At 56.0% G+C, this 3048-nt stretch carries 1 protein-coding gene; it reads left to right on the forward strand.

Translation table 11 applies throughout. From position 1 onward, the window contains the following. Positions 1-1239: 1239 nt before the first annotated feature. Positions 1240-3048 (forward strand): M12 family metallo-peptidase (locus tag ABY948_RS11860; RefSeq protein WP_461482744.1); only part of this gene is annotated, 1809 nt, incomplete at its 3' end.

The following is a 3048-nucleotide window of genomic DNA, read 5'->3' on the forward strand; positions in this document are numbered from 1 at the left end:
CGATCACGGTACGCCATTCACTCCCTCAATGGGGGTGATTTTGTTAGCAGGCATATCCACCACCACCTTGGGGATGCTTTCCAGGCGCTGGCCCGAGCTTTTTGCCTTCAGGCAGCCAAATCTCTTTATTTAACAGTTGGTTAACCCGCTAGTTTAGTGTTATTTGGAAAAATATTTGTGTAGCCTATAGATAAATAAGTGCATATAACTTGTTGATTTATAGACTTTTTGGTTATTGGTTTTGCTTTGACTACCCGTCCATGGGGCATAAAAACCCGATCAGTCCATCGCTCCATAACCTCCGCTCTCACCATAAATATGATAAATAGTGCACAAAAAACAATCGGCTACTGGTCATTTTGTGATCAATGTCATGCCTTCATCTGTTGCCCCTTTCCAGCTGATCAATTTATGACCATCATTTGACTGGGCGTGGGGAGACCATTATCGTGCGTGCAGTCTGGCGATTGGTAGTCAGTAGTCGATCAGGCAGGGCGATTGCAGAAACACAACATAACAACAAAAAACGCACAGGGAACGCCTTTCCAACTTTTGTCTTGTTGGGTACGTGTGCGGAAAACTGCAGTCGAGCACATCTGAAGGTTTCTCATCGCAAAATCACTGCGTTTACCGGGTGAACAATCACATTCGTGAAGGCCTGCGACCAGGCTTTACAGGGTTAGTGCGCGCTTTTTGCAGGCAAGGTGGGGTTCGCGGTCAGGCAGCGTCGAGTCCCATCAAGCGCGCAGCTAATTGATACAAACAGCGGGTTGTCGGGCTGTTTGGGTTGTATCTGACAGGAAGGTCAACAGGACAGGGACGGCACAAAAAGAATGGGTGGCCAATGGAGGCCAGTGGAGCAGGGATGGCAACAGGGAACGGGGAGGCCGGGATTGGCCTCCCGCTTGCCGCGAGTGCTGTTCTCAGCGCAGCTCTCGAATGTCTGACATTGCCGTCAGGTCCTATGTGGGTTGAGTCCCGTATACGGCCAGTAAAAAAACCAGGGTGCAGCTTAAGTTGTACCGGCGGCAGGACAAAGGAACGAGGAACAGCCCGGCAAGGGAAAAGAACAATTGGTAGCAGAAGGAGACGTACCAAAACTTGATGAAACAGTTTTAATGAATGGGGCAATTCATGACACGTTTACTCGACCTATGTTCAGGTTGGGCGGGTTTCTTGAGACCTGCAAAACCGCGACGATTCAGACAGATTCTCCAGGCGGGGGCAATGGCGGCGCTAATGGCTGCCGTGCTACCCGTAGAAGCCACCCCCTCCCCGGATCAGGCCGCGCAACAGACCCAGGCGCTGATCGCCCAGCACAAAAAGTTTGGCAAAGCCCAGGGGCTCGATAAAGCCCATCAGCTAACGCGGTTGGTTGAGCTTGCCGAGGCGCGCTACACAACACTTTCGGCACTGATGGAAACTGATCCCGCGCAGTTATTCCACGTCGCCCTGCCCGAGGCCCGACGATCCGGTATGCCCGACGAGGTGCAGGATCTGCTCCTGCAGAAACTGGAGCTGGAGGGCGAGCTGGAAATTGTCATCGAGGACTTCGAAGACGGCGGCCACCGGCAACACAATGCGCTGGTGACCGATTTCGGCGAGCGTTTCCGCATTCACTTCAGCAAGCTGCCCGAGAACCTGTTGACGGGCGAACGGGTCCGCATTCTGGGATTGCTGCTGGAAAACAGTGAAGACCCGAGCAGTGCAGGAGAGCTGGCGGTTTCCGACAACCCTGAAGACCTGCTTACGCTGGCCGCCGGTGGCGGCAGCACCGGTGGCTCCAATGGGGGTACCCCGGCAGCAACCCATGTGTTCGGCGAGCAGAAGGTGCTGGTGATGCCGGTCAACTTCCTCGACAACAGCAGCCAGCCGTGGAGCACCGCCGCGATCAGTAATTCACTGGCGACCGGAAATGCGTTCATCGAGGAAAATTCCTACCAGCAGGCCTGGCTGACCACCACGGTAAGCAGTTGGCGCACCCTGCCCATCTATACCGCCAGCAGCTGCGATTACAACCTGATCGCATCGAAAGCGGATCAGGCCGCGACCAATGCCGGCATCAATCTCGGCAATTATGATCGCCTGGTGTATATCTTCCCGGACAACAGTTGTCCCTATCGCGGCTTGGGCACGGTGGGCGGCAGCCCGTCCCGGGCCTGGATAAAGGGCAATAACGACTGGGATACCATTACCCACGAGTTGGGCCACAACATGGGCCTGAATCACTCCCGCGACTACGTCTGCAGCGGTGCGACCCTGGGCGGCAACTGTACCTATAGGGAGTACGGCGATTACCCCGATATTATGGGCGCCTGGGTATCCGGACACTTCAATGTCTACCAAAAGGACCGCCTGGGTTGGTTGGGCTCTGACATACAGGTGGTGTCCAGCAGCGGTACCTACCGACTCGCCCCCCATGAGCAAGTCGGTAACCAGCCCCTGGCGCTGAAGATTTTTAAGGGCATTGACCCCTACAACGGACTGGAATGGTGGTACTACCTCGAGTACCGGCAACAGATCGGTTTCGATACGGCACTCAACACGTCCAGCAACAACTTTGACGATGGCGTCGCCGTGCACATGGGCCTGCCGGAGGATAGCAATTCCAGTTTCCTGCTGGATATGACACCGGAGACGGCCCACCACGTCGACGCGGCACTGGTGCCGGGCGACAGCTTTTACGATACTGAGTCGGCTGTGGGCATTACCACCACCAGTGCCGACAGCAGTGGCGCAGCGGTGTATATCGATGTCGGCGGCAGCCAGCCCACCTGCGTGCACGCCAACCCCAGTCTGGCATTCAGCCCGGTGCAGGGCCCCTGGGTGGCCGCGGGCACGGCGGTTAACTTTACGGTCACCCTGACCAACAACGACAGCAGCGCCTGCAGCACTAACAGCTTCAGCCTGAGCGCTTCCAAACCTTCAGGTTGGGCCACTGCGTTGTCCAAAGGTCCGGCCAACGAAGCCGGACAAACATTGACGTTCAACATTACAGGCAACACCAATCCCGGACTCTTCTCCGTCGCGCCCGCCGTCAACAGCAGC

Origin of the sequence: Porticoccus sp. (assembly GCF_041592135.1) — a bacterium.
Lineage (GTDB): Bacteria > Pseudomonadota > Gammaproteobacteria > Pseudomonadales > Porticoccaceae > Porticoccus.